Origin of the sequence: Micrococcus sp. Mcc28, assembly GCF_024519775.1 — a bacterium.
In the GTDB taxonomy this organism is placed as follows: Bacteria; Actinomycetota; Actinomycetes; order Actinomycetales; family Micrococcaceae; genus Micrococcus; species Micrococcus luteus.
Map to the genome: position 1 here is coordinate 87,094 of NZ_JALJRH010000001.1, position 20,712 is coordinate 107,805.

Annotated in this window: 18 protein-coding genes; all 18 read right to left on the bottom strand. The window is 73.0% G+C overall.

What is annotated here, in order from left to right; translation table 11 throughout:
• Window positions 1-5: 5 nt before the first annotated feature.
• Window positions 6-1,463 carry a F0F1 ATP synthase subunit beta gene (gene atpD / locus NR073_RS00400; RefSeq protein ID WP_237069194.1) on the bottom strand — a complete coding sequence of 486 codons (1,458 nt, stop codon included), beginning with the start codon at window positions 1,461-1,463 and terminating at the stop codon, window positions 6-8.
• Between the two features lie 53 nt (window positions 1,464-1,516).
• Complete coding sequence (locus tag NR073_RS00405; RefSeq protein WP_044659203.1) at window positions 1,517-2,410, bottom strand: F0F1 ATP synthase subunit gamma; 894 nt, start codon at window positions 2,408-2,410, stop codon at window positions 1,517-1,519.
• 83 nt (window positions 2,411-2,493) lie between these two features.
• Entirely contained in the window at window positions 2,494-4,128 is a 1,635-nt protein-coding gene (atpA, locus tag NR073_RS00410; protein ID WP_036334989.1) for a F0F1 ATP synthase subunit alpha, read from the bottom strand.
• 90 nt (window positions 4,129-4,218) lie between these two features.
• Window positions 4,219-5,034 (bottom strand): F0F1 ATP synthase subunit delta, encoded by an 816-nt coding sequence (locus NR073_RS00415; RefSeq protein WP_052833434.1) that lies wholly within the window; start codon window positions 5,032-5,034, stop codon window positions 4,219-4,221.
• Window positions 5,031-5,585, bottom strand: a complete 555-nt coding sequence (locus tag NR073_RS00420) for a F0F1 ATP synthase subunit B (protein WP_002857262.1) — start codon at window positions 5,583-5,585, stop codon at window positions 5,031-5,033. The genes NR073_RS00415 and NR073_RS00420 overlap by 4 nt, the downstream gene beginning before the upstream one ends.
• 84 nt (window positions 5,586-5,669) lie before the next feature.
• Window positions 5,670-5,885, bottom strand: coding sequence for an ATP synthase subunit C (locus NR073_RS00425; RefSeq protein WP_002857264.1), 216 nt, complete (start codon window positions 5,883-5,885; stop codon window positions 5,670-5,672).
• A gap of 150 nt (window positions 5,886-6,035) precedes the next feature.
• Window positions 6,036-6,836 carry a F0F1 ATP synthase subunit A gene (gene atpB / locus NR073_RS00430; RefSeq protein ID WP_256748532.1) on the bottom strand — a complete coding sequence of 267 codons (801 nt, stop codon included), beginning with the start codon at window positions 6,834-6,836 and terminating at the stop codon, window positions 6,036-6,038.
• Window positions 6,837-7,067: 231 nt separating this feature from the next.
• Window positions 7,068-7,502 carry a hypothetical protein gene (locus NR073_RS00435; protein ID WP_256748533.1) on the bottom strand — a complete coding sequence of 145 codons (435 nt, stop codon included), beginning with the start codon at window positions 7,500-7,502 and terminating at the stop codon, window positions 7,068-7,070.
• Window positions 7,499-8,638 (bottom strand): MraY family glycosyltransferase, encoded by a 1,140-nt coding sequence (locus tag NR073_RS00440; RefSeq protein ID WP_256748534.1) that lies wholly within the window; start codon window positions 8,636-8,638, stop codon window positions 7,499-7,501. Before NR073_RS00440 ends, NR073_RS00435 begins: the two co-directional genes overlap by 4 nt.
• A gap of 9 nt (window positions 8,639-8,647) precedes the next feature.
• Entirely contained in the window at window positions 8,648-9,382 is a 735-nt protein-coding gene (locus NR073_RS00445) for an L-threonylcarbamoyladenylate synthase (RefSeq protein WP_135039730.1), read from the bottom strand.
• Entirely contained in the window at window positions 9,379-10,281 is a 903-nt protein-coding gene (gene prmC, locus NR073_RS00450) for a peptide chain release factor N(5)-glutamine methyltransferase (protein WP_256748535.1), read from the bottom strand. The genes NR073_RS00445 and prmC overlap by 4 nt, the downstream gene beginning before the upstream one ends.
• Window positions 10,278-11,387: a peptide chain release factor 1 gene (gene prfA / locus NR073_RS00455; protein WP_230282171.1), complete on the bottom strand. Its 1,110-nt coding sequence runs from the start codon at window positions 11,385-11,387 to the stop codon at window positions 10,278-10,280. The genes prmC and prfA overlap by 4 nt, the downstream gene beginning before the upstream one ends.
• A gap of 115 nt (window positions 11,388-11,502) precedes the next feature.
• On the bottom strand, window positions 11,503-13,581 hold the full coding sequence (gene rho, locus NR073_RS00460) for a transcription termination factor Rho (RefSeq protein ID WP_256748536.1): 2,079 nt from the start codon (window positions 13,579-13,581) through the stop codon (window positions 11,503-11,505).
• A gap of 320 nt (window positions 13,582-13,901) precedes the next feature.
• The gene (gene thrB / locus NR073_RS00465; protein ID WP_256748537.1) at window positions 13,902-14,855 is read right to left on the bottom strand and encodes a homoserine kinase; all 954 of its coding nucleotides are present in this window, start codon (window positions 14,853-14,855) and stop codon (window positions 13,902-13,904) included.
• A gap of 3 nt (window positions 14,856-14,858) precedes the next feature.
• Entirely contained in the window at window positions 14,859-15,971 is a 1,113-nt protein-coding gene (gene thrC, locus NR073_RS00470; RefSeq protein WP_036313078.1) for a threonine synthase, read from the bottom strand.
• 3 nt (window positions 15,972-15,974) lie between these two features.
• A complete protein-coding gene (locus tag NR073_RS00475; RefSeq protein ID WP_049147165.1) occupies window positions 15,975-17,297 on the bottom strand; it encodes a homoserine dehydrogenase in 1,323 nt (440 codons plus the stop codon).
• Between the two features lie 170 nt (window positions 17,298-17,467).
• Complete coding sequence (gene lysA / locus NR073_RS00480; protein WP_134416587.1) at window positions 17,468-18,940, bottom strand: diaminopimelate decarboxylase; 1,473 nt, start codon at window positions 18,938-18,940, stop codon at window positions 17,468-17,470.
• Between the two features lie 8 nt (window positions 18,941-18,948).
• Window positions 18,949-20,619 (bottom strand): arginine--tRNA ligase, encoded by a 1,671-nt coding sequence (gene argS / locus NR073_RS00485; RefSeq protein ID WP_041103245.1) that lies wholly within the window; start codon window positions 20,617-20,619, stop codon window positions 18,949-18,951.
• Window positions 20,620-20,712 lie beyond the last annotated feature (93 nt).

Genomic DNA, 20,712 nt, shown 5'->3' on the forward strand with positions numbered 1-20,712 from the left:
ATCGATCAGCCCTCGGCCTGGATCTTGGCCCACTCGCGCTCGACGTCGTCCAGGCCGCCCACGTTGTAGAAGGCCTGCTCCGCGACGTGGTCCAGGTCGCCGTCGGCGATGGCCTTGAAGCCCTCGACGGTGTCCTTGACCGGCACGGTGGAGCCCTCGACGCCGGTGAACTGCTTGGCGGTGTAGGTGTTCTGCGAGAGGAACTGCTCGATCTTGCGGGCGCGGCCCACGGTGATCTTGTCCTCCTCGGAGAGCTCGTCCACACCGAGGATCGCGATGATGTCCTGCAGCTCCTTGTTCTTCTGCAGGATCTGCTTCACGCGGATGGCCACGTCGTAGTGGTCCTGGCCCACATACTGCGGGTCGAGGATGCGCGAGGTCGAGGCCAGCGGGTCCACGGCCGGGTACAGGCCACGGGACGCGAGGTCACGGGTCAGGTTGGTGGTCGCGTCCAGGTGCGCGAACACGTTGGCCGGGGCCGGGTCGGTGTAGTCGTCCGCGGGGACGTACACGGCCTGCATCGAGGTGATGGAGTGGCCGCGGGTCGAGGTGATGCGCTCCTGGAGCACACCCATCTCGTCCGCCAGGTTCGGCTGGTAGCCCACGGCGGAGGGCATGCGGCCCAGCAGCGTGGAGACCTCGGAGCCGGCCTGCGAGAAGCGGAAGATGTTGTCGATGAACAGCAGCACGTCCTGGTTCTGCACATCGCGGAAGTACTCCGCCATGGTCAGCGCGGACAGGGCCACACGCAGACGCGTGCCCGGCGGCTCGTCCATCTGGCCGAACACGAGGGCGGTGTCCTTCAGGACGTCCGCCTCGTCCATCTCGATCCAGAGGTCGTTGCCCTCACGGGTGCGCTCGCCGACGCCGGCGAACACGGAGGTGCCGCCGAAGTTGCGGGCCACACGGGTGATCATCTCCTGGATGAGCACGGTCTTGCCCACGCCGGCGCCGCCGAACAGGCCGATCTTGCCGCCCTTGATGTAGGGGGTCAGCAGGTCGATGACCTTGATGCCGGTCTCCAGCATCTCGGTGGAGCCCTCGAGGGAGGCGAAGTTCGGCGCCGGGCGGTGGATCGGCCAGCGGTCCTCGGCCTGCAGCTGCGAGGCGGGCATGTCCAGGGTCTCGCCGAGCACGTTGAAGATGTGGCCCTTCACGGCGTCGCCGACCGGCACCGAGATGGGGGCGCCGGTGTCCACGACGTCGGTGCCGCGCACCAGGCCGTCGGTGGACTGCAGGGAGATGGCGCGGACCATGTTGTCGCCGAGGTGCTGGGCGACCTCGAAGGTGACCGTGCGGCGCTGGCCGTTGAGGTCGATCTCGGTGGTCAGCGCGTTGTAGATCTCCGGCATCGCGTTGGCCGGGAACTCGGCGTCGATCACGGGGCCGATGACGCGGGACACGCGTCCGGTGGCACCGCCGGTGGGGGTCCCGGTGCCCTGGTCAGTGATGGTGGCAGTCATCTCTCTCACTTCTATCGTGTGTGGATGGCGAGTCTGGTGAGTCCCGAACGGGCTCAGGAGTTGTTGAGCGCGTCCGCGCCCGCGATGAGCTCGGTGAGCTCCTGGGTGATCTCGGCCTGACGGGCGTTGTTCATCAGGAGGGTGTAGTCCTTGATGAGGCTCGTGGCGTTGTCGCCCGCCGACTTCATGGCGCGCTGACGGTTGGCGAGCTCCGAGGCCGCCGACTGCAGCATCGCGTTGAAGATGCGCGACTCGATGTACTTGGGCAGCAGCGCGTCGAGGACCTCCTCCGCGTCCGGCTCGTACTCGTAGAGCGGCAGCACGTCCTCGGCGGTGGCGGCCTCCTCCTCGACGACCTCGAGGGGCAGCAGGCGCACCACGTGGGGGTTCTGCTTCACGAGCGAGACGAACTCGGTGAACACGACGTGGATCTCGTCCACGCCGCCGTCCGCCGTGTCCGTGAGGAACGCGTCCACGAGCACCTCGCCGATCTCGGCGGCGCGCTCGGCGACGGGGGCGTCCGTCTGACCGGTCCACAGCTTCTTGTAGCCGCGGCCGCGGAAGTCGAAGTACGTCTGCGCCTTGCGGCCGACGACGTACACGTCCACGTCCTTGCCCTCCTCGCCGAGGCGGGAGAGGAGCTGCTCGGCCTTGCGCAGCACGTTCGCGGAGTACGCGCCGGCGAGGCCGCGGTCCGAGGACATGATGAGCACGGCCGCCCGGGTCGGGTTCTCGGGCTCCGTGGTGAGGACATGATCGATGTCGTGCTGGCTCGACACGGCCGAGACGGCGCGGGTGATCGCGTTCGCGTAGGGCAGCGACGCGCTGACGCGCTCACGTGCCTTGGTGATGCGAGACGTGGCGATCAGCTCCATCGCCTTGAAGATCTTCTTCATCGACGACGTCGACGCGATCTTCTGACGGTAGACCCGGATCTGGGCTCCCATGGTGGTCCTTTCCCTGGCCGGAGGGCGGCCCGGCGTCGTCCCCGTGGGGTCCGACGCCGGACCGCTCCCTCACCGACCGGCGGTCAGCGCTTCTGCTTGGTGATCTGCTCCTGCGCGACCTGGTCCTGCTCGATCGCGCGGTGCTCCTCGTGGCCGGCCTGCACGCCGCCGTCCTCGGAGGACTGGAAGCCCTTGGAGAACTCGGCGACGGCCGACTCGAGCGCGGACACGGTGCCGTCCTCGAGCTTGCCGGTGGAGGCGATGTCGGTCAGGACGGAGGTGTGGCGACGCAGGTGGTCGATGAACTCGCGCTCGAAGCGCAGCACGTCCTGCACCGGCACCTCGTCGAGGTGGCCCTTGGAGCCGGCCCAGATGGACACGACCTGCTCCTCGACCGGGTAGGGCGAGTACTGCGGCTGCTTGAGCAGCTCCATGAGGCGCTCACCGCGGGCGAGCTGGCGGCGGGTGGCCGGGTCCAGGTCGGAGGCGAACATGGAGAACGCCTGCTGGTCGCGGTACTGCGCCAGGTCCAGCTTCAGCGTGCCGGAGACCTTCTTCATGGCCTTGACCTGGGCGGCGCCGCCCACGCGGGACACCGAGATGCCCACGTCCACGGCGGGACGCTGGTTGGCGTTGAACAGGTCCGACTGCAGGAAGATCTGGCCGTCGGTGATGGAGATGACGTTGGTCGGGATGTAGGCCGACACGTCGTTCGCCTTGGTCTCGATGATCGGCAGACCGGTCATCGAGCCCGCGCCCATCTCGTCCGAGAGCTTGGCGCAGCGCTCGAGCAGACGGGAGTGCAGGTAGAAGACGTCGCCCGGGTAGGCCTCGCGGCCCGGCGGGCGGCGCAGCAGCAGGGAGACGGCGCGGTAGGCCTCGGCCTGCTTCGACAGGTCGTCGAAGATGATCAGCACGTGCTTGCCGCCGTACATCCAGTGCTGGCCGATGGCCGAGCCGGCGTAGGGGGCGAGGTACTTGAAGCCGGCCGGGTCGGACGCCGGGGAGGCCACGATGGTGGTGTACTCCAGGGCGCCGTGCTCCTCCAGCGTGGCGCGGACGCCGGCGATGGTGGAGGCCTTCTGGCCCACGGCCACGTAGACGCAGCGGACCTGCTTCTCGACGTCGCCCGACTCCCAGTTGGCCTTCTGGTTGAGGATCGTGTCGACGGCGATCGCGGTCTTGCCGGTCTGGCGGTCACCGATGATCAGCTGACGCTGGCCACGGCCGATCGGGATCATGGCGTCGATGGCCTTCATGCCGGTCTGCAGCGGCTCGTGGACCGACTTGCGCTCGGTCACGGTCGGCGCCTGCAGCTCGAGGGCACGGCGGCCCTCGGCCTCGATCGGGCCCAGGTCGTCGATGGGCTGGCCCAGCGGGTCCACCACGCGGCCCAGGAAGGCGTCGCCCACCGGAACGGAGAGGATCTCGCCGGTGCGCTGCACCTCCATGCCCTCGCGGATCTCCTGGAACTCGCCGAGGACGACGACACCGATCTCGCGGGTGTCGAGGTTCTGGGCCAGGCCCTGGATGCCGTTCTCGAAGCGCAGCAGCTCGTTCGCCATGACGGAGGGCAGACCCTCCACACGAGCGATGCCGTCCGCCGCGGAGATGACACGGCCGACCTCGGTGCGATCGGTGCCCGACGGTTCGTACGATGCCGCGAAATCGTTCAAGGCATTGCGGACATCGTCAGCGTTGATGGTCAATTCGGCCATCTGCAGTCCCTGCTCTCTGTGCTTGGTGATCATCGACGTGACGATGATGCTTACGTTCGTGGGTGTTCCGGATGCGGGCGGGAGCCGGCGTCAGCCGGCCATCCGCCGCTGGAGGTCGTGGAGGCGCGAGGCCATGGACCCGTCGACGACGTCGTCGCCGACCTGGACGCGGATGCCGCCCACCACGTGGGGGTCCACCGTCACGTCCATGACGAGATCGCGGCCGAAGGCGCGGCGCAGGCCCAGGGCCAGCCGCTCCTGCTGCTCGGCCTCGAGCGGCCGGGCCACGGTCACCTCGGCGATCCACTGGCGCTGCCGCTCGGCGACGACGTCCGCGGCCTTGCGGACGGCGGCGGACGGCTTCAGGCCGCGCGGGGCCGAGACGGCGCGTTCGACCAGCAGTCGGCCGGCCGGGCTGGCCGACTCACCCAGGAGACGACCGGCCAGGGCGGCCCGTGCCTCGAGGGGTGCGTGCTGATCGGTGAGCGCCCGCTGCACCTCGTGCGAGTCCTCCACCGTGCGGTTGAAGGCCAGCAGCTCGCCCGAGAGGGCGGCCAGGCCCGCGTGTCCGCCGCGTGCGGCCTCCGCGGCGGCCGCGTGGGCGGCCACCGTCTCGAGGGCGTCCCCGAGATCGCGCTCCGCCGACCAGCGGCGGCCGGCCAGGTCCTTGAGGACCTGCAGTGCACCGGGGGTCACCCGGGCGCCGAACAGCGAGTCGACGAGGCCGTGACGGCGCTCGGTGGTCCAGGCGGGGTCGGTCAGGGCGCGGCGCAGGGCGCCGTGCTCGTCCACCACGTCCAGCGCGCCGAACAGCTCGCGTGCCAGGGCCACGCCGCCCTCGTCCAGCACCGGACCGACGGCCTCCAGGGAGGCGGCCAGGGAGTCCCTCGATGCGCCCGTCATCATTCGGCGACACCTGCGCTCTGGTGACGGTCCAGGTCAGCCAGGAAGCGGTCGACCACGCGCTGCGAGCGGGCGTCGTCCTCGAGGGACTCGCCCACGATCTTGCCGGCCAGGGTCGTGGCCAGCGAGCCGACCTCGCCCTTGAGCTGCGCGGCGGCCTGCTGACGCTCGGCGGCGATCTGCGCCTGCGCCTGCTCGGAGATGCGCGTCGCCTCGGCGGTCGCGCGCTCGCGCGCCTCGGCCACGATCTCGGCGGCCTCGGTGCGGGCATCCTCGCGGATGCGGTTCGCCTCGGTGCGGGCGTCCGCCAGCTGCGACTCGTAGTCCGCCATCATCGCGTTCGCCTCGGCCTGGGCCTTCTCAGCCTTGGCCAGACCGCCCTCGATCGCCTCGACACGGTCCTGGTAGGACTTCTCGAGGGTCGGGACGATGAACTTGATGACGATGAACATGAGCAGGGCGAAGCCCACCACGACGACTAGGATCTCCCACGGGTTGGGGATCAGGGGGTTAGCCCCCTCAGCCGCCGCGAGGATCAGTCCGTTGCTGATCATGTTTCAACCATCCTTCGGTCAAGAGTCCTGTGGAGAGGGAGTACCGACGGTCTCACCGTGCGGGCGCTCCGTGGACGCGGCGCGTCAGGCGCCGATGACGAAGGCGAAGACGAGGCCCAGGATGGCGAGGGCCTCGGCGAGCGCGAAGCCCAGGAGGGCGATCGGCTGCAGGATGCGCTGGGCCTCCGGCTGACGGGCGACGCCGTTGATGTAGGCGGCGAAGATCAGGCCCACGCCGATGGCGGAGCCGATGGCGGCGAGGCCGTAGCCGATCATGTTGAGCGAACCGTGCAGTTCCATGGTGTTCCTTTCACGAGGCCGAGGTGTCCGGCCGGGTTGTGGAGGGTCGGCCTCCCGGGTGGTCCTCCTGCGGAGGGCCGGGAAGACTGGTGGCGGGCTCTCCCGCCGTACCGCGGCCGCCTGGGTCGTGCCCGAGGCGGCCCCGGAAGATCAGTGGTCGTTCGCGTCGATCGCGCCCTGGATGTAGATCGCGGTCAGCAGCGTGAAGACGAAGGCCTGCAGGTACATGATCAGCAGCTCGAGGAAGTACAGGGCCACCGAGCCGAGGATGACCAGGATGCCGGTGCCCTGCAGGGCCAGGCTGCCGGTCTGCGTGATCAGGTAGGCGGCACCGGCGCCGGCGAGCATCACGATCATGTGGCCGGAGAGCATGGTGGCCATCAGACGCAGGGAGTGGGTCAGCGGGCGCACGATGAAGTTGGAGATGATCTCCAGCGGCACGAGCAGCGGCAGGATCCAGCCGGGCACACCCGAGGGCACGACGGCCAGCTTCAGGTAGCGCACGCCGTGGCGCTTGATGCCGACGCCGATCCGGATCGCGTAGACGATGAGGGCCAGGCCGTAGGCGGCGCCCGCGTGGGAGAAGGTCGGCAGCTGCAGCACCGGGATAGCGCCGAACAGGTTGTTCAGCAGCACGAAGAAGAAGATGGAGAAGAGCAGCGGGACCCACTGCTTGAAGTTCTTCTCGCCCAGGATGTCCTTCGCGATGTCGTTCCGGACGAAGGAGTAGCCGGACTCGGCGAGCCACTGGGCCTTGCCGGGCACGAGCCGGGGACGGCGCATGGCCCACGCGAAGAAGGCGGTGATGAGCACCACGGAGAGCAGGACGAGCAGCATCTGCTTGCCGAAGCCGGTGCCGTACTCCGCACCCCAGGGGAAGATCTCCGGGAGGTGACCATCAGAGATGGTGGGGGGCACGAATGATGCGTTGGCCAGCACGAGGGTCAGCACGCGGTTCCTCTCCGAAGTGATGCAGTCGACGGGACCGCAGCCTCGTCCCCGGACCACAGGCGGGCGCCGCGACATTGCGGGGGTACCGGTGCGATGCGAGACACGGATGGCGGCAGGTGGGCGCCGTCGAAGTGTTCGCCGCCAACGATACCAAACGGTGACCCGTGCTCCGTACCGCAGAAGGGGCCCACGACATGGCCCCCGGCTCGGTGTCTTCGCCCCTCGGGCGGGTCAGTCGGTGTAGATCCCGCGGCGGGTCCGCGCGAAGACGAGGACCTCCGCGGCCTGCCAGACGAGGATCGTCACGAGGGCGGCAATCGCCGCCGCGTCCGCCCGGACCCAGCCGGGGCGGGGCAGGACCCCCAGCAGCACCGCGAACACCGCGATCTTGAGCACGAACAGCCCCACGCTGACCGGCAGCGCCGCCTCGCGCGCCCGGTCCCACACGAGTGCCGTCGTCGCCCCGGTGAGCGCCGAGAGCGCGAGCACCGCGCCGCCGCCCAGCAGGGCGCTCCCGGCCGCCTCCCCGCCGACGGAGAGCAGCCACGCGGCGCACGTGATCGCCAGGGCAGCCCCCGCCGCGGCCAGGGACCACCCGAGGATCCCCCACCAGCCGCGGCGGTTCTCCCAGCGGCGCCGGCGTCGGCGACCGCCCGCCCCGGTCACGCGTCCCCCCGCTCGTCCGGGTGGGCCGCGGCGTCGTGCCGGTCCGCGCGACGGCGCTCCACGATCGGATGCAGGGTGAGGTAGCCGGCTCCGGCCAGGGCCACGGCGAGCACGGGCAGGACGATCATGGGGTCCACGAAGTTCAGGGACACCGCACCCCAGGCCACGAGGAACGCCCAGAGCCAGAGCAGCGCGACGGCCTGCGCCTGGGTGTAGCCGCCGTCCACGAGCTTGTGGTGCAGGTGCCCGCGGTCCGCCGAGAAGGGGCTGGTGCCCCTGGCCGTCCGGCGCAGCACGGCCAGGGCCAGGTCCGCGAGCGGCAGGGCGAGGACGGCGACGGGCAGCAGGATGGGCATGTAGGCGGGGACGTTGCGGAAGCGCATCCCGTCCAGGGCGTTGACGTCGGCGGTCACGGCGACCGCGGCCGCCGCCATCAGCAGGCCGATGAGCATGGCCCCCACCTCGCCCATGAAGATGCGGGCCGGGGCCAGGTTCCACGGCAGGAAGCCCACGCACGCGCCGACGAGCAGGGCCATGAGCAGGGTGGCGAGGTTGGCGTAGTCGAACTGGTTGATGGTCCGCGTCAGCAGATATGAGTAGACGAAGAAGGCCGAGCCGCCGATCAGCGCGACGCCCGCCGCCAGGCCGTCCAGACCGTCCACGAAGTTGATCGCGTTCATCGTCAGCACCACGGCGAACACCGTGAGGATGACCTGCGTGGTCTCGTTCCCCACCGGGATCCAGCCCACCGGCATCGCCTCGATGCGGATCCCGCCCAGGGCCACCGCGAGTCCGGCAAGCACCTGGCCGGCCATCTTCACCCACCAGCGCAGGTCCCACATGTCGTCGGCGATGCCCACGACGAGCACGACGGCGACGGCGACCAGGAGCCCGCGCATCGCGGCGTCGTCCGCGTAGATCCCCTGGAGGAACGGCACGACTCCCCCGACGGCGAATCCCACCAGCACGGCCGCGGCCATGGCCACGCCGCCCAGCTTCGGCACGGGATGCCGGTGCACGTCCCGCTGGCGCAGCGGGGTGAACACGCGCGCGCGGAGCCCCAGCCGGCGTATGAGGGGCGTCAGGGCCCCGCAGGCGACGGCCGTGACCACGACCAGGACGAGATACGCGCGCATGGGGGCCGGTCAGGCCTCCCGGTCGACGGGGCGCGCCGCGGCGGTGTCGTCGGCGGCCGCGATCCGCTCGGCGGCGACCGGCGGCTCCTCGCCCTCGGCGAGCAGGTCCGGCACCACCGCGCGCAGCTCCTCCAGGGGCACGGAGCCCTGCCGGGCCACGCGGAACGGGGTGACGGTGCAGTCCACGATCGTCGAGGGATTCCGGCTCTCGCGGGGGCCGGCATCGAGGTAGAGGGCCACGGACTCCCCCAGCATCGAGCGGGCGGCGTCGGCGGTGGTGGCGGCGTCCATGCCGGTGCGGTTCGCGCTGGAGACGGCCATGGGGCCGACGGCGTAGAGCAGCTCGCGGGCCACCGCGTCGTCGGGCACGCGCAGGGCGACGGTGCCGCGGGTCTCGCCGAGGTCCCAGGTCAGCGTGGGCTGGGACTTGAGGATGAGCGTGAGGGCGCCGGGCCAGAAGCGCTCGGCGAGGGCCTCGGCCTCCTCCGGCACGTCGTACGCGAGGCCCGCCATGACGCGGCGGTCCGCGATGAGCACGGGCGGCGGCATGGTGCGGCCACGGCCCTTGGCGGCCAGCAGCACGGCCACGGCCAGGGGGGAGAACGCGTCCGCTCCGATGCCGTAGACGGTGTCCGTGGGCAGGACCACGCAGCCGCGGTCCGCGAGGACCTCGCGGGCGCGGGCCACGGCATCCTCGAGGGCGGCCGGATCCGAGACGTCGATGAAGTCACTCACGTCGGTCATTCTTCCACCTCCGCGCCCGCCGCGGCTTCGCCGGACCGGCGCGCCGTCAGGAACCGGTCCCGTCCGGTGAGGTCCTGGTGGACTCGTTCGCCCGTGAACCGGGGGTCCGCACCGAGGGCGGACAGGAGGGCCGGGCCCTGCGTCTCGTGGTGCTCCATGGCGAACAGGCCGCCCGGGGCGAGCAGGTCCGCCGCCCGGTGCGCGATGGCCCGCGGGATCCGCAGCCCGGGCGTGTCCCCGCCGTAGAGCGCCCGCGCCGGGTCCAGTCGGGCCTCGGGCTGGGCGGGCACCTCGGCCTCGGGCACATAGGGCGGGTTGCTCACGACGACGTCCACGCGGCCCTCGAGGTCGGGGTATGCGACAAGGGCATCACCTTGTCGCAGGTCGACCCCGCGCGGGGCGAGGTTCCGCCGGGCCCAGTCGGCCGCCGTCGGGTCGAGCTCGACGGCGGTGACGGCGAGCGCGCGGCCCCGCGCCTCGCCCCACGCCGCGACGGCCGCGGCGATCGCGCCGGAGCCGGTGCACAGGTCCACCACGACGCCCGCCGCCGGCCGCGCGGCCAGGTCGGCCACAACGGTCTCCACGAGCAGCTCGGTCTCCGGCCGCGGGATGAAGACGCCCGGGCCGACCGCCAGGTCGAGCCCGTGGAAGTGCGCGACGCCGGTCAGGTGCTGGACGGGCTCGCGGGCGGCGCGGCGCCCGACGAGCGCCTCGAACGCCGCCGCCTGCGCGGGCTCGGCCACGGCCCCGGCGAACACCCGGGCCAGCAGCGCGCCGCCGTCGAGTCCGAGCACGTGGGCCAGCAGCAGCTCGGCGTCCACGCGCGGCGAGTCGATGCCCGCCGCGGTCAGGCGGGCGGCGGCGTCGCGCAGCAGCGCGGACCAGGCCGGTGCGCTCACGCGTCCCCGCCCAGCGCGGCGAGCCGCCGCTGCTCGTCGAGGGCGAGGCAGGAGGCGATCACGGCCTCGAGGTCGCCGTCGAGGACCGCGTCGAGGTTGTGCGCCTTGTAGCCGGTGCGGTGGTCCGCGATCCGGTTCTCCGGGAAGTTGTAGGTGCGGATGCGTTCCGAGCGGTCCATGGTGCGCACCTGCGCGGCGCGCGCCGCGGAGTCCTCGGCGTCCTGCTCCGCCCGCTGCCGCTCGAGCAGCCGCGACCGCAGCACGCGCAGCGCGGCCTCGCGGTTCTGGATCTGGGACTTCTCGTTCTGCATGGAGACGACGATCCCCGTGGGCAGGTGCGTCAGGCGCACCGCGGAGTCGGTCGTGTTGACGGACTGGCCGCCCGGCCCGGAGGAGCGGAAGACGTCCACCTTGAGGTCGTTCGGATCGAGGTGGACCTCGTCCGGGGCGTCCACCTCGGGCAGCACGAGCACGCCGGCGGCGGAGGTGTGGATGCGGCCCTGGGACTCGGTGACGGGCACGCGCTGCACGCGGTGCACGCCGCCCTCGAACTTGAGCCGGGCATAGACGCCGTCGGCCGGGTCGGCCGCGCTCCCCCGCACCGCCACGTGGACGTCCTTGTAGCCGCCCAGGTCGGAGTGCGTGGCGGAGAGGACCTCCGTCTTCCAGCCCCGGGACTCGGCATAGCGCAGGTACATGCGCAGCAGGTCGCCGGCGAACAGGGCCGCCTCCTCGCCGCCCTCGCCGCCCTTGATCTCGAGGATCACGTCGCGGGCGTCGTCGGGGTCGCGCGGGATCAGCAGCCGGCGCAGCCGTTCGGCGGCCTCCGCCTCGGCCGCCTCCAGACCGGGCACCTCGGCCGCGAAGGCCACCGCGTCGTCGTCGCCGGCCGCGGCCAGCTCCCGCGCGTCGGCCAGCTCCTCCGCGGCCGCCGACCAGGCGCGGTGCGCCGTCACCACGGCGCCGAGCTCGGCGAACCGCCGGTTCAGCCGCCGGGCGAGTGCCGGGTCCTGGTGCACCGCCGGGTCGGACAGGCGCGCCGTCAGCTCGCGATGCTCCGCCAGGAGCCGATCCACGGCCTCGCGCCGCTGGTCCGAATCGAACACGTGCGTGCCTCTCCTCCTCCGGCCTCAGCGGGCCGGGCTGTCCGACGTGGACGGCCCCGCCCCGTCCGGCGGAGACGAGCTCCCCCGGGCGGGACGGGGCCGTGCGACGGGACGGTCAGTCGTCGCCCTTGGACCCCAGCGTGGTCTTGGAGACCAGCATGAGGAACTCGGCGTTGGACGCGGTGTCCTTGATCTTGTTGGTGAGCAGGTCGAGGGCCTGCTGCTGCTCGAGGCCGGAGAGCACCCGGCGCAGCTTCCACATGATCTTGACCTCCTCCTGCGAGAGCAGGGCCTCCTCGCGGCGGGTGCCGGACGCGTTGACGTCCACCGCCGGGAAGATGCGGCGCTCCGCGAGGTGACGGGACAGGCGCAGCTCCATGTTGCCGGTGCCCTTGAACTCCTCGAAGATCACCTCGTCCATGCGCGAGCCGGTCTCGACCAGCGCGGTGGCCAGGATGGTCAGCGAGCCGCCGTTCTCGATGTTGCGGGCGGCGCCGAAGAACTTCTTCGGCGGGTACAGCGCCGAGGAGTCCACACCGCCGGAGAGGATGCGGCCCGAGGCCGGGGCGGCCAGGTTGTAGGCGCGGCCCAGGCGGGTCATGGAGTCGAGCAGCACGACGACGTCGCGACCCATCTCCACGAGGCGCTTGGCGCGCTCGATGGCCAGCTCGGCGAGGGTGGTGTGGTCGTCCGCCGGGCGGTCGAACGTGGAGGCGATGACCTCGCCGTCCACCGACCGCTGCATGTCGGTGACCTCCTCGGGGCGCTCGTCGACGAGCACCATCATGAGGTGGACCTCGGGGTTGTTCGTCTTGATCGCGTTGGCGATCGACTGCAGGATCATCGTCTTGCCGGCCTTGGGCGGGGAGACGATGAGGCCACGCTGGCCCTTGCCGATGGGGCTGACCAGATCGATCACGCGGGGGCCGATCAGCTTGGGATCGGTCTCCAGGCGCAGGCGCTCCTGCGGGTACAGGGGCACGAGCTTGCCGAACTCCACGCGCTGCGGGTGCTCGACGGCGGGCTGACCGTTGACCGAGGAGATCTTCACCAGGGCGTTGAACTTCTGACGGTTGGAGCCGCCGCCGTGGTGCTGCTGCTTCTCACCGTCGCGCGGGGCGCGGATCGCGCCGACGACGGCGTCGCCCTTGCGCAGACCGTACTTCTTCACCATGGCCAGGGAGACGTAGACGTCGTTCGGGCCCGGCAGGTAGCCGGAGGTGCGGACGAACGCGTAGTTGTCCAGCACGTCGAGGATGCCGGCCACGGGCTGCAGGACGTCGTCCTCGGTCAGCTCGGTCTCGTCGACCTCGGGGCCGCCGCGGCCACGGCGGTTGCGGCCGCGCTCGTTGCGATTGCGGCGGTTGCGACGGTTGCGGCCGCCCTCGTCGTCGCGGTCGTCGCGGCGGCTGCGGTCCCCGCGTCCGCCGTCGCCCCGGCCGCCGTCCTCGGACTTGTCGCCGCGCTGCTCGCGCGAGCCGTCGCGGCCGTTCTCACGGTCCCGGTTGTTCTCGCGGCCGTTCTCGCGGTCGCGGCCGTTGTCGCGGTCCCGCCCGTTGCGGCCGTTGCGGCCGCGGCCGTTCTCGCGCCCGTTGTCGTCACGGTCCTCCCGGTCGCCGCGGCGGTCCGCGTCGGCGCCGTCCTCGCCCTGGGCGCCGTCGGAGCGACGGTCCTGACCCTGCTGGGCGTCGTCGTCGCCGGCGCGGCGGCGGCCGCGGGAGCGACGCTCGGACTGCGGGCGGTCCTCGCCCTCGTCGCGGGCCTCGGACCCCCCGGACCGGTCCTGGTCCGAGGCGGTCTCACGGGGGGCCTGCTCGGTCTGGGCCTCGCGGGCCTCGGCCTGGGGCTGCCCGTCCTGGGCGGCGGCCGGAGCGGAGGTGTCGGCGTCGGCGCGGCGCGAGCGGCGTCGGGCCGGGCGCTCGGCGGCCGGGGCGGCGTCCTCAGAGGACGCGGCCGCCGGGACGGCCTCGGCGGCGGGGGCCGCGGGGGCCTGGGCCGCGCGCTCGGCGGCGTCGCGGTCCGCCACGGAGCCGCCGCGCTGGTGGTCGGAGATCGCGGTCACCAGGTCGGCCTTGCGCATGCGCGAGCCGCCGGCGATGCCGAGCTGGGAGGCCAGGGCCTGGAGCTGGGCGAGCTTGAGCGAGGCCAGGCCACCGCCGTTCGTCGGCGTGGTCTGTTCCGTGGATTCGGTCACGAAGGTTCCTTCTCCCTCGAATGCGGCCCGGCGGCGCGTGGCGCGTCGGGCTGCGGTGTGCATCCGGTCGGGCCGCGCAGCGGCGCCCCAGAAAACCGGGTTTCATGGTGTGAACTCAGCAGTGGCGCCTCCCCTGATCGTGCGCAGTCGCTGCGTGACGGGGCGGAGGCGTCCGGACTCGACCGAGCCGGAGCGGATCCCGCACGCCGGCCGTGCGCAGCACGGGATGGATCGCGGCGGGGTTCCGGCCGACGGCGCACGGTGCGTCCGGCCGTCACAGGCCCGGGCACCGGAGACCCGGGCCGCGCGAGGCGGTGGGGTCAGCCGTGGTGGAGTGATTCCACCCTAACACCGTCCACGGCCACGCACGGCACCAGCACGCGCCAGGCGGCCGCCCCGTCCGCCGTCAGAGCACGCGCCGCCTCCGTGGCGTGCTCGGCCGCCTGGACGCCGTCGCACAGCGCGAGCACCGTGGGACCCGCGCCGGAGACGACGGCGGCGTGGCCGCGCTCGCGCAGCCCCGCGACCAGTGCGGCGCTGGCCGGCATGGCCACGGCGCGCGGCTCCTGGTGCAGCCAGTCCCGCGTGGCGGCCGGCAGCAGCACGGGGTCCTCCGCCAGCGCGTGGACGAGCAGCGCGGCACGGCCGGCCTGGGCCGCCGCCACGGCGTGGGGCACCTCGGCGGGCAGCACGCCCCGGGCGACGTGGGTGGACAGCTCGGTGTCCGGGATCGCGACCACCGGCACCACGCGCTCGTGCAGCCGCAGCCGCGCCGTGGCCGGGCCGGGGACGTCGTCACGGGTCCAGGAGACGGTGGCCCCGCCCACGAGCGCGGGGGCGACGTTGTCCGGGTGCCCCTCGAAGCGGGTGGCCGCCTCGAGCAGGTCCGCGGGTGCCCGGCGCAGCGCGGCCGGCAGCAGGGCCTCGGCCGCGGCGTAGGCCGCGACGACGGCGGCCGCGGACGAGCCGAGCCCGCGGGCGTGCGGGATCCGGTTCACGGCGCGCAGGTGCAGCCCCGGCGCGGTGAACCCGCGGTCCCGCAGGTGCTCGTGCGCCAGGCGCAGGATCAGGTGCGCGCCGTCCCGCGGCAGGGTGGCCTCCCCCTCCCCCACGACCTCCGCGACGTCGGGGCCCGCCACGACCGTGAGCGTCACCTCGTCGCGCAGCTCCAGGGCCAGGCCCATCGAGTCGAAGCCGGGGCCGAGGTTGGCGGAGGTGGCGGGGACGGAGACGGACGCGGCGGTCCCGGGCGCCAGCGGCTGCGGTGCGGCCATGGCTCAGCTCAGGCCGAGGGCCTGGGCGACGGTGACCACGTCGAACGGCACCGAGCGCGGGGTCACGTCGGCGCCGTCGGCGCCGCGCAGGGCCCACTGCGGGTCCTTGAGGCCGTGGCCGGTGACGGTGATGACCCAGCTCTTGCCGGCCGGCACGTTCCCGGCGGCGTGGTGCTTGAGCAGCCCGGCGACGCCGGCGGCGGAGGCGGGCTCGACGAACACGCCCTCCTTCGCGGAGAGCCAGCGATGGGCCTCGAGGATCTCCTCGTCCGTGACGGAGTCGATCATCCCGCCGGACTCGTCGCGGGCGGCCTCGGCCTGCTCCCACGAGGCCGGGTTGCCGATCCGGATGGCGGTGGCGATCGTGTCCGGGTCGGTCACGGGGTGGCCCTGGACGATCGGGGCGGCGCCCGCGGCCTGGAAGCCCCACATCACGGGGGTCTTCGTGGCCACCGCGGGCAGCTCGGCGTCCGAGGCGCCCTCGTGCGGGTTCACGTAGGGGGCGGCGTACTCGCGGTAGCCCTTCCAGTACGCGGTGATGTTGCCCGCGTTGCCCACGGGCAGCAGGTGGTAGTCCGGGGCGTCGCCGAGGGTGTCCACGACCTCGAACGCGCCGGTCTTCTGCCCCTCGATGCGGGCCGGGTTGACGGAGTTCACGAGGAACACGGGGTAGTTCTCGGCCAGCTTGCGGGCCACCTCGAGGCAGTCGTCGAAGTTGCCCTGCACCTGGAGGATCTCCGCGCCGTGGGCCACGGCCTGGGACATCTTGCCCATCGAGATCTTCCCCTCGGGCACGAGCACGGCGCACGTGATCCCGGCCTGCGCGGCGTAGGCCGCCGCCGAGGCGGACGTGTTGCCGGTGGACGCGCAGACGACGGCCTTCGCGCCGTCAGCGACGGCGGCGGTGATCGCCATGGTCATGCCGCGGTCCTTGAAGGAGCCGGTCGGGTTCATGCCCTCGAACTTCACGTGCACGGTGCCCTGCACCAGCTCGGAGAGGTGGGGGGCGTGGATGAGCGGGGTGCCGCCCTCGCCGAGGGTGATCACGCGCGTGTCCTCGGTGACGGGCAGGCGGTCGGCGTACTCGCGGACGACGCCGCGCCACTGGTGGGCCATGGGTCAGTTCCCTTCGACTCGGAGGACGGACGCCACCTCGTGGACGACGTCCAGGGCGGCGAGCGCCCCGACGGTGGCGTCGAGGTCGCGCTGCCGCGCACGGTGGGTGATCAGCCGCAGGGACGCGCCGGGGGCGTCCTCGCGCTCAGATGGGACCTGACGCAACGTCTCGATGGAGACGCCGTGCTCCTCGAACACCCCGGCGACGCGGCGCAGCACACCGGGCTGGTCCGCCGCGCGCAGCACGACCATGAAGGAGGTGTGGGCCTCGGCCGGGTCCAGGGCGGGCAGGGCGGTGACGGGGGTGCGCAGGCGCGCCGGGCCGCCGCGCACGATGCGCTGGGCGATCGAGACGACGTCGCCCATCACCGCGGAGGCGGTGGGGGCGCCGCCGGCGCCGGGACCGTAGAACATGAGCTCGCCGGCGTTGTCGGCCTCCACGAAGACGGCGTTGAACGCCCCGCGCACGGAGGCCAGCGGGTGCTCCCGCGGCAGCAGGGTGGGGTGCACGCGCAGGACCGCGCCCTCGGCGCCGTCGGCGGCGCGGCCGCGCTCGGCGATCGCCAGCAGCTTGATGACGTAGCCCGCCTCCGCGGCGGCGGCGTTGTCCTCGGCCGTGATCGCGGTGATGCCCGCGACGGCCACCTGGTCCAGTGTGTACGGCGCCCCGAACGCGATGGTCGCCAGGATCGCGGCCTTCGCGGCGGCGTCGTGGCCCTCGACGTCGGCGGTCGGGTCGGCCTCGGCGTAGCCGAGCCGCTGGGCCTCGGCGAGGGCGTCGTCGAAGTCCGCCCCCTCGGAGTCCATCCGGTCGAGGATGAAGTTGGTGGTGCCGTTGGCGATGCCCATCACGCGGGTGACGCGGTCGCCGCCCAGGGAGTCGCGCAGCGGGCGCAGGATCGGGATGGCGCCGGCGACGGCGGCCTCGAAGCTGAGCTGCGCGCCGGTGGCGGCGGCCGCGGCGTACAGCTCCTCGCCGTGCTGGGCCAGCAGTGCCTTGTTGCCGGTCACCACGGACGTGCCGGCGGCCAGGGCGCGCAGGATCAGGGTGCGGGCCGGCTCGATGCCGCCCATCAGCTCGATGACGACGTCCGCGCCGTCCACGAGCGCCTCGGCGTCGGTCGTGTAGAGCGCCGGGTCCGCCTGCCAGTCGCGCGTCGCGCCCGTGTCCCGCACCGCGATGCCCGTGAGCTCGAGGTCGGCGCCCACGCGGTCCCGCAGGATGTCGGCGTCCTCGGTGAGGATCCGGGCGGTCTGGGACCCCACGGTCCCGCCGCCCAGCAGGGCGACCTTGAGTGCGGTGGGGGCGTCGGTGTGCTGGGGCATGGTCCTCCGTGATCCAGGGTGGGTCGGGCCCGCGCGACCGCGCGGCCCGGCTGGCCTCGAATCTAGCGCGGCGCCCCGGCCCGTCCCACCGCGCGACACTCGGTGTCCGCAGAGCGGGACGGACCCACCCGGGCTCGAGGCCGGCGGCCGGGTGCGCCGCGCCCGCGTCCTCAGCGGGCGAGGCGCGGATCGGCCTCGCGGGCGAACAGGTCCTCCTGCGTCTCGCGACGGATGATCACCCGCGCCTGCCCGCCGGAGACCGCGACGACGGCCGGGCGGGCCAGCGCGTTGTAGTTCGAGGACATCACGTGCGTGTACGCGCCCGTGGCCGGCACGGCCAGCAGGTCGCCGCGGCCCAGGTCGGCCGGCAGGTACACGTCGCGGACCAGGATGTCGCCGGACTCACAGTGCTTGCCCACCACACGGGAGAGCGCCGGCTCGGCCTCCGAGGTGCGGCGCGCGGAGACGGCGGTGTAGTCGGCGTCGTAGAGCACGGGACGCGGGTTGTCGGACATGCCGCCGTCCACGGCGACGTAGCGGCGGGCCGCGGTGCCGCCGTCGGGGGCGTCCGCGTCCACGGTCTTGGTCACCCCGACCGTGTAGAGGGTCAGCCCCGCGGGGCCCGAGATGGCCCGCCCCGGCTCGAGCGAGACCCGCGGGCACCTCAGGCCGAGGCGCTCGACGGTCTTCTGGACGTCGTCGGCGAGGGCGTCGGCGATCTCCGCGGCCGGGCGCGGCTCGTCCACGGCCGTGTAGGCGATGCCGTGGCCGCCGCCGAGGTCGAGCTCGGCCAGCTCCACCCCGTGCTCGGCCTTGATCTCGGCGAGGAACTCGAGCACGCGTCCGGCCGCCAGCCCGAAGCCCTCGGCCTCGAAGATCTGGGACCCGATGTGGCAGTGCACGCCCAGCAGGTCGATCGACTCGGCCGCCAGGGCCGCGGCCACGGCGACGGCGGCCGGCGAGCGGCCGGCCACGTTGCCGTCCCGGTCGGTGGACGCCGGGGCCAGGGAGAGCCCGAACTTCTGGTCCTCGTGCGCGGTGGCGATGAAGTCGTGGGTGTGCGCGTGCACGCCCGGGGTCAGCCGGAGCATCACGGGGGCGCGGCGGCCGGCCTCGGCCGCGAGCGCGGCCAGGTGGGTGAGCTCGTCGAGCGAGTCCACGATGATCCGGCCCACGCCCGCCTCGAGGGCGGTGCGCAGCTCGGCGTCCGACTTGTTGTTGCCGTGCAGGCCGATGTGGGCCGGGTCGACGCCGGCGGCCAGCGCGATCGCCAGCTCGCCGCCGGATGCGGTGTCCACGCGCAGGCCCTCCTCGGCCGCCCAGCGGGCGGTGGAGAGGGTGAGCATGGACTTGCCGGCGTAGTAGACGTCCGCTCCCCCGCACAGGTCGGCGAACGCGGTGTCGAAGCCCTCGCGGAACGCGCGGGCGCGGGCGCGGAAGTCGTCCTCGTCCACCACGAGCAGCGGCGTGCCGAACTCCGCGGCGAGCGCGCTCGCGCGCAGGCCCTGGACGGTGAGCTCGCCGTCGGCGGCGCGGTCCACGCCGGCGGCCCACAGGCCGGGCACGAGCGCGTCCGGGTCCCCCGGCGCGGGGAGCCAGGCGGGGGCGAGCGGGGAGGCGGGGGCGGGCTGCGGCGTCGTCATCCGGGCGCTCACATCTTCTCCGGGGCGGTCACGCCGAGCAGGCCGAGACCGTTGGCCAGCACCTGGGCGGTGGCGTCGTTGAGCCACAGGCGGGTGCGGTTGAGGGTCTCCACGGGACGCGGCGTCCCGTCGTCGGTGGGCATGGGCACGATGCGGCAGGCGGCGTACCACGAGTGGTAGGCCCCGGCGATCACCTCGAGGTGGCGGGCCACGCGGTGGGGCTCGCGCAGGCGCGCCGCCGCGCCGACGACGGCCGGGAACTCCGCCAGCTGGGCCAGCAGCTCCGACTCGGTGGCGTGGGTGAGCAGGGCGGCGTCGAACTCGGAGCGGTCCACGCCGTGGGCCTGCGCGGTGCGCGCCGCGCCCGAGGCGCGGGCGTGGGCGTACTGCACGTAGTAGACGGGGTTGTCGTTCGTGGCGGAGCGCAGCAGCTCGGGGTCGATCGTCAGGGGCGAGTCCGCGGGGTAGCGGGCCAGGTCGTAGCGCAGGGCGTCGCGGCCGAGCCACTCCACGAGGTCCTTGAGCTCGATGATGTTGCCGGCGCGCTTGGAGAGCTTCGCGCCGTTGACCGAGATGAGCTGGCCGATGAGGATCTCGATGTTCGTCGCCGGGTCGTCGCCGGCGGCGGCGGCGATCGCCTTGAGGCGGTTCACGTAGCCGTGGTGGTCGGCGCCGAGCAGGTACACCTTCTCCTCGAAGCCGCGGTCGCGCTTGTGGAGGTAGTAGGCGGCGTCGGCGGCGAAGTAGGTGGGCTCCCCGTTGGCGCGGATGAGCACGCGGTCCTTGTCGTCGCCGAAGTCGGTGGTCTTGAGCCACACGGCGCCCTCGCGGTCCTCGATGTGGCCCTGCTCGCGCAGCCGCTGCACGGCCTGGTCGATCGCGCCGGAGTCGTGGAGCGTCTGCTCCGAGGTGAACACGTCGAAGTGCACGTCGAAGGCGGCGAGCGTGTCCTTGATGTCCTGCATCTGGAGCCGGTACGCGGCCTCGCGGACCACCGGGCGGGCGGCCTCGTCCGTCAGCTCGCGCACGTCCGGGTGCTCGAGGGCGACGGCGTCGGCCAGCTCCTGCACGTACGCGCCCGGGTAGCCGCCCGCGGGGACGTCGCGGCCGTGCAGGCGGGCGAGGACCGAGTCGGCGAACACGTTCATCTGGTTGCCGGCGTCGTTGACGTAGTACTCGGCGGTGACGTCCGCCCCCGAGGCGCGCAGCAGGCGGGCGATCGCATCGCCCAGCGCGGCCCAGCGGGTGTGGCCGATGTGCAGCGGGCCGGTGGGGTTGGCGGAGACGAACTCCATGTTCACGGTGTGCCCGGCCAGGGCGTCGTTGCGGCCGTACTCCGGGCCGGCCTCGACGATCTCGCGGGCCAGGGCGCCGGCCGAGGCCGCGTCCAGGGTGACGTTGAGGAAGCCGGGGCCGGCGACGTCGACGGCGGCGATGCCCGGCTTGTCGGTCAGGCGCTCGGCCACGAGCCCGGCGAGGTCGCGCGGGGCCATCCCGGCCTTCTTGCCCAGCTGGAGGGCGACGTTGGTGGCCCAGTCGCCGTGCTCGCGGCTGCGGGGTCGCTCCACCTTCACGCGCGCGGGGGTGATCTCCTCCCGCAGCGCGGCGGGGAGGTCACCGGCATCGACGGCGTCGGTGAGGACAGCGGACAGCAGGGCGGAGAGGTCTTCGGGCTTCACCCGCGCAAGTCTACGGAAGGGCCGCCGCGCCCGTGCGCGTGCGAACGAACCCTGCGAGATGGCCCCCTCCGGCCCGCGGTGGGGGCCATCTCG